This window comes from Longimicrobium sp., assembly GCF_036554565.1.
GTDB lineage: Bacteria > Gemmatimonadota > Gemmatimonadetes > Longimicrobiales > Longimicrobiaceae > Longimicrobium.
The window spans coordinates 1-6,026 of the sequence record NZ_DATBNB010000026.1 but is presented as its reverse complement, the minus strand read 5'-3'; the positions used below and the strand labels follow the sequence as shown (position 1 = coordinate 6,026).

General features: G+C 65.6%; 5 protein-coding genes and 2 pseudogenes. All 7 read left to right on the top strand.

The features are described from left to right. Positions 1 to 363, top strand: a pseudogene (locus tag VIB55_RS00815) (malate dehydrogenase); the annotation flags it as partial. An 80-nt stretch (positions 364 to 443) separates the two neighbouring features. Beyond that, complete coding sequence (gene sdhC, locus VIB55_RS00810) at positions 444 to 950, top strand: succinate dehydrogenase, cytochrome b556 subunit (protein WP_331874759.1); 507 nt, start codon at positions 444 to 446, stop codon at positions 948 to 950. Continuing rightward, complete coding sequence (locus tag VIB55_RS00805; protein ID WP_331874758.1) at positions 947 to 1,396, top strand: hypothetical protein; 450 nt, start codon at positions 947 to 949, stop codon at positions 1,394 to 1,396. The genes sdhC and VIB55_RS00805 overlap by 4 nt, the downstream gene beginning before the upstream one ends. Beyond that, positions 1,393 to 3,135: a succinate dehydrogenase flavoprotein subunit gene (sdhA, locus tag VIB55_RS00800; RefSeq protein ID WP_331874757.1), complete on the top strand. Its 1,743-nt coding sequence runs from the start codon at positions 1,393 to 1,395 to the stop codon at positions 3,133 to 3,135. The genes VIB55_RS00805 and sdhA overlap by 4 nt, the downstream gene beginning before the upstream one ends. Then, the gene (locus tag VIB55_RS00795) at positions 3,135 to 3,947 is read left to right on the top strand and encodes a succinate dehydrogenase iron-sulfur subunit (protein WP_331874756.1); all 813 of its coding nucleotides are present in this window, start codon (positions 3,135 to 3,137) and stop codon (positions 3,945 to 3,947) included. Before sdhA ends, VIB55_RS00795 begins: the two co-directional genes overlap by 1 nt. Positions 3,948 to 4,987: 1,040 nt before the next feature. After that, positions 4,988 to 5,226 (top strand): annotated as a pseudogene (locus tag VIB55_RS00790) (hypothetical protein); the annotation flags it as partial. A 292-nt stretch (positions 5,227 to 5,518) separates the two neighbouring features. Continuing rightward, positions 5,519 to 6,026, top strand: a 508-nt coding sequence (locus VIB55_RS00785; RefSeq protein WP_331874754.1) for a hypothetical protein, incomplete at its 3' end; no start/stop codon positions are given.

Sequence of the window (6,026 nt, the reverse complement as noted above, 5' to 3'; positions counted from 1 at the left end):
ATCCCGATCACGCAGCTGATCGACCGCGACAAGCTGGACGCCATCGTGGACCGCGCGCGCAACGGCGGCGCCGAAATCGTCAAGTACCTGAAGACCGGCTCGGCCTACTACGCGCCCTCGTCGGGCGCGGTGCAGATGGCCGAGGCCATCGTCAAGGACAAGAAGCGCATCCTTCCCTGCGCGGCGTTCCTGCAGGGCGAGTACGGGATGAACGGCCTGTTCCTGGGCGTGCCCTGCAAGCTGGGCCGCACCGGGCTGGAGCAGGTGCTGGAGGTGACGCTGACCGACGAGGAGCGCGCCGCGCTGGAAAAGAGCGCCGAGGCCGTCCGCGAGCCCATGCGCGTGCTGGGCGCCAAGGTCTGATCCACCGCGCGCCGCCGCGCCGCGCTCCTCCTGGGGCGCGGCGCGGCGGCCGTTGGGAACCCGATACGGAGTACCTGCACATGGCAACCGACTTCCGGAACCGCTCCCTGGCCCAGGGGCTCCGCTACAAGGGGAGCACCGGGATGTGGACCTGGCTCCTGCACCGCGTGACGGGGCTGGGCATCCTGGCGTTCCTGATCATCCACGTCGCCGACACGGCGGCGGTGGTGTACTGGCCGGACTTCTACGACCACACCCTCGACATCTACCGCAGCCCGCTCTTCCGGGTGGCGGAGCTCATCATCTTCTTCTCGGTCCTGTACCACGCGCTGAACGGCACGCGCATCATCATCCAGGACTTCTGGCCCATCGCCATGCTTCACCAGCGGCGGCTGGCCTTCGGCGCGCTGGGGCTGACGGCGCTGTTCATCCTCCCCGTCGCCTACATCATGCTGGCTCCGCTCTTCGGGCTTCGTGAGGAGCCGGGCGCCGAGCGGCACCGCCAGCGGCAGATGCAGCAGGGCGGGGGATACGAGGCGCAGGCCGCGCCCGCCGTGGCGCCGGTGAGCATGGAGGCGCCGCGATGAGCACGACGATCGACGAGGTGCCGGCGGAGGGCGGGCGCGGCGCGCCGCGGCCCGGCGGCGGCTACGACCAGCCGCAGATGCAGAAGAAGGGCAAGTTCGAGCTGTACAGCTGGGTGTTCATGCGCATTTCGGGGATTCTCCTGCTCTTCATGGCGCTGTACCACCTGTACTGGTGGAACATCGTCGTGGGGGTGGAGCACCTGAGCGCCGACCTGGTGCTGGAGCGCTGGAACCAGCCGCTGTGGCGCCTTTACAACGTGGCGCTGGCCGCCTTTGCCCTGCTGCACGGGCTCAATGGTGCGCGCTACTCCATCGAGGACTACGTACGCAAGCCCGAGACGCGCAAGATCGTCAAGGCGGTGGTGTACGGCGTGGTCCTGCTGTCCCTGGCCTGGGGGATCTTCGCCCTGATGACCTACGACTTTTCCGCCGCGGCGCGCCGATGATCCACACTCATACGTACGACGCGCTGGTGGTGGGGGGTGGCGGCGCGGGAATGATGTCGGCCATCTACCTGTCGCGCACCCCCGGGCTGCGCACGGCCGTCATCAGCAAGCTGTATCCGACGCGCAGCCATACGGGCGCCGCGCAGGGCGGGGTGTGCGCCGCGCTGGCCAACCTGGAAGAGGACCACCCGGAGTGGCACGCCTTCGACACCGTGAAGGGCTCCGACTACCTGGGCGACCAGGACGCCATCGCCGCGATGTGCGAGGAGGCCATCCCGGTGATCATCGAGCTGGAGCACATGGGGCTCCCGTTCAGCCGCACGCCGGACGGCAAGATCGCCCAGCGCCCCTTCGGCGGGCACACGCACCACTTCGGGCAGGGCCCGGTGCGCCGCAGCTGCTACGCGGCGGACCGCACGGGGCACATGATCCTGCAGACGCTCTACCAGAACTGCATCAAGGGCGGCGTAGAGTTCTTCGACGAGTTCCAGGTGATGGACGTGATCCTGGCCGACGACGGGCGCTGCTGCGGGTGCATCGCGTACGAGGTGGCGACGGGCGACCTTCACATCTTTCACGCCAAGGCCGTGGAGTTCGCCACGGGCGGCTTCGGGCGCGTGTGGTCGATTACTTCGAACGCGCACGCCAACACGGGTGACGGCGTGGCCATCGCGCTCCGGCGGGGCATCCCGCTGGAAGACATGGAGTTCTACCAGTTCCACCCCACGGGCATCTACCGCCTGGGGATCCTGATTACCGAGGGCGTGCGCGGCGAGGGCGGCATCCTGCGCAACGACCATGGCGAGCGCTTCATGGAGCGCTACGCGCCCACCATGAAGGACCTGGCGTCGCGCGACGTGGTGTCGCGCGCCATCAGCAAGGAGATCCGCGAGGGGCGGGGGATCAACGGCAAGAAGATGGTCTACCTCGACGCCACGCACCTGGGCGCCGACGTGATCGAGAACAAGCTTCCCGACATCGCTGACTTCTGCCGCACCTACCTGGGCATCGACCCGGTGAAGGAGCCCATGCCCATTCAGCCCACGGCGCACTACGCCATGGGCGGCATTCCCACGGATGCCAACTGCCGCGTGGTGCGCGACGTGAACAACACCGTGCTCCCCGGGATGTACGCCGCGGGCGAGACGGCGTGCGTTTCCGTACACGGCGCCAACCGGCTGGGCACCAACTCGCTGCTGGACCTGGTGGTGTTCGGGCGCCGCGGCGGGCTGGCCATGGCCGAGTTCTGCACGACGGCCGACCTGCCTCCGCTGCCCAAGAACCCCGAGGCGTTCGCGCGCGAGCAGCTGGACCGGCTGCTGGGCGTAAAGGGCGGCGGCGAGCCGGCGGCGCGCCTGCGCGACGAGATGCAGGACGTGATGCAGGACGACGTGGGCATCTACCGCACCGGCGAAGGGATGGCGAACGCCCTGGCCAAGGTGCGCGAGCTCAAGGAGCGCTTCAAGGGCGTGTCGGTGAGCGACAAGGGAACGCGCTTCAACACCGACCTGCTCGAGGCGTGGGAGCTCGCCAACCTGCTGGACCTGGCCGAGGTGACGGCGCTTTCCGCGCTGAACCGCACCGAGAGCCGCGGCGCGCACATGCGCGAAGACTACGAGACGCGCGACGACGCCAACTGGCTGAAGCACACGTTCGTCACGCAGCGTGACGGGGAGATGGACATCACCTACAAGCCGGTGACCATCACCCAGTTCCAGCCCAAGGAGAGGGTGTACTGATGGCGGCGCCGAAGACGATCAAGCCCAGTGCCGGCGGGGGCGGCAAGGCGGCGGCGAAGCTCGCGACGGGCAAGCGGATCACGCTGCGCCTGTTCCGCTTCAACCCGGACGTCGACGAGAAGCCGGTGTACCGCGAGTACACGGTGACGGCCGATCCCACGGACCGCGTGCTCGACGCGCTGAACCAGGTGAAGTGGTACGAGGACGGCTCGCTCACCTACCGGCGCAGCTGCGCCCACGGCATCTGCGGGTCCGACGCCATGCGCATCAACGGCGTGAACCGCCTTGCCTGCAAGGTGCTGATCCGCGACGTGGGCGAGCACGTGACCATCGAGCCGCTGATGGGCTTTCGCGTGATCAAGGACATGGTGGTCGACATGGAGCCCTTCTTCGCCCAGTACCGCTCCGTGCTGCCGTTCCTGATCAACGACTCGCCGGTACCTTCCACGGGCCGCGAGCGCCTGCAATCGGTGGACGACCGCGAAAAGTTCGACGACACCACCAAGTGCATCCTGTGCGCGGCCTGCACCACCAGCTGCCCCAGCTTCTGGGCCGACGAGAACTTCGTGGGCCCGGCGGCCATCGTGAACGCGCACCGCTTCATCTTCGACTCGCGCGACACGAACTCGGGCGAGCGCCTGGACATTCTGAACGACCGCGAGGGGGTGTGGCGCTGCCGCACCATCTTCAACTGCACCGAGGCCTGCCCCCGCGAGATCCGCATCACCAAGGCGATCGGCGAGGTGAAGAAGGCGATCCTCAAGGGCAGCCGCGACATCCCCATCCGCCAGCCGGCGACCTCGCACGGCTGAGTAAGGCGTTACGTCCATCCAAAAGTGACCGGCCCCGCGGCGAGGCCGCGGGGCCGGGTTGGCTACCGGCAGCGACCCCGCTTTGTGTAATCCGCTCGGTCTTCAGGCGTGCGGCCTGCCGAACTTGGCCGAGGAGCTTGGGCCGGGCACTCGGAACCTATTCACTAGAAAGGGGGCGGACGGCAATGGAGTCCCGTGCACGTTGATGCGCAAGAACCGGCGCGACAACAGCGCTATTTCGTCACCTCAGGTACAACATCTGCGGAAGGCTAGCGAGCGCCCCGCACATGAGGATGCGCGCGAGCGATTTGCGTACGCTTAACGTTCGCACTCGCCAGCCCGCTCCAGCGGTGCCGCTGGCCGGAATATCGTCCACTGTATAACAGTTCGGCGGGAAGTGCTGAGCGGAGTAGTTAATCCGCAGAGATGCCCGTATTTCTTCTTGGCTTACAGGTATTGGATATGGATGAGAACACGCCACGTGTCGATCCGCCAGTTGAACAGGTAGGCCACACTGGTGCTCAGGTAGAGCTAGAATCTGAAATACAATCGCGCCTTCCCAATGGATATCGTCAAGGGATGGTCACCGCAGCTACGTTCCTTCTCAGCATAGCCTTAGCTTATGCACGCTTCTACTTCACTGGTCCCGGTGAGTTCACGAGGTACGACTGGATTGACGGTCCTCCACTAGTCGCTAGCATTGTGCTCCTTATGCTGGCCTTGTTTCGAGCCTTGGATCTGGAGGACGAAAAGCCCTCCCGGTTCCGAACTACCCGTAAGCTGCTTATGTCGGGCACTATCCTGTTTGTTCTCGCAGTTGCCGCTTCTGAATTTATACCGGAGCCGCCCGAGGACGACGAGGATCCAACCGCATCTTCGAGCGGTGGCTACATCTCGCCTCATCAGAGCAGATGGGTCGGGTGAGATCCAGGCTAATGTGTCGCAGGCGACAGTCGGCACGGAATCCTTCCGCCGCAGGAGTGAACGGCGAGTGCAGGCTCCTCGCGCGCGCCAGTTTGGGCCGACGAGAACTTGTGGGCGCGGCCATCATGAGCGCGCACCGTTTTATCTTCGACTCGCGCGACACGAACCGGGTGAGCGGCTGGTCATCCTGAACGACCGTGAAGGGGTGTGGCGCTGCCGCACCATCTTCAACTGCACTGAGGCCTGCCCGCGCGAGATCCGCATCACGAAGGCGATCGGCGAGGTGAAGAAGGCGATCCTCAAGGGCAGTCGCGACATCCCCATCCGGCAGCCCGCGACGTCGCACGGCGGCTGAGGAAAGCGCGGTTTCGCTCGGCAGAACTACCGGCCCCCCTGCCCTCGGCGCTGCGGGGCCGGTTGGCTTACAGCCGCGTGGTTAGTCGTTGAGGCGGACGAGACAGCTTCGGGTTTCGTTGTGCCCGTTGTACTGCGACGAGACCGGCGCGAGAGGCTGGGGAGTTGGCCGGAAGTCTGTGCACTGAACACAAAGTGCGACGGGACACCTGTGCTCACTCACAATCTGTGATCCCCTCCACCTTCACGATAGACTTATCTTGTCTCAACTGACCAGACCAGAGATCACGCGGGTGGTAAACCGATACATCGGTGTCTCGGGTGGGTATCTGGGTGATTTCAGCTATCGGACCCATGCCGAATGCTATCCGGAGGCTTGTGGGCTGGACATTGACCCTAACGCGTTCCTCGGCACTACGCGCGAGCGATTCATTCAGATCCTTTCGACCGCCTCTTCCGCAGACCAAGCGAAGATACTGAACGGAGTGCTTGACCGATTCCCCATCGGCCACGGGCCCGAAAGCCGGACAGCGGAATTGCAGGAGGAGATCCGCGCGATGATCCGCCGCCTGGAGGGTGCCGCGCCCGTTGCTGGCCCCGCGCCTCGGATCACGAGCGCGGTTGTCAGTCGCGCGATTGCGGACGCTGAAGCGCTGATTCTTTCCTCCGGCGCGACCAGCTGCGTTGATCGGGTGCACACTGCCCTACACGGTTATTTGCTTGCAGTCTGCGCGGATGCGGGGATCGCCTGCGACCGTGACGCGGCGCTTCCTACGCTCTACAAGGCCCTGAGAAGTCAGC

Coding starts and splice junctions, on each gene's coding strand:
- VIB55_RS00805 (WP_331874758.1), top strand. CDS start 947: ATGAGCACGACGATCGACGAGGTGCCGGCGGAGGGCGGGCGCGGCGCG.
- sdhC (WP_331874759.1), top strand. CDS start 444: ATGGCAACCGACTTCCGGAACCGCTCCCTGGCCCAGGGGCTCCGCTAC.
- VIB55_RS00795 (WP_331874756.1), top strand. CDS start 3,135: ATGGCGGCGCCGAAGACGATCAAGCCCAGTGCCGGCGGGGGCGGCAAG.
- sdhA (WP_331874757.1), top strand. CDS start 1,393: ATGATCCACACTCATACGTACGACGCGCTGGTGGTGGGGGGTGGCGGC.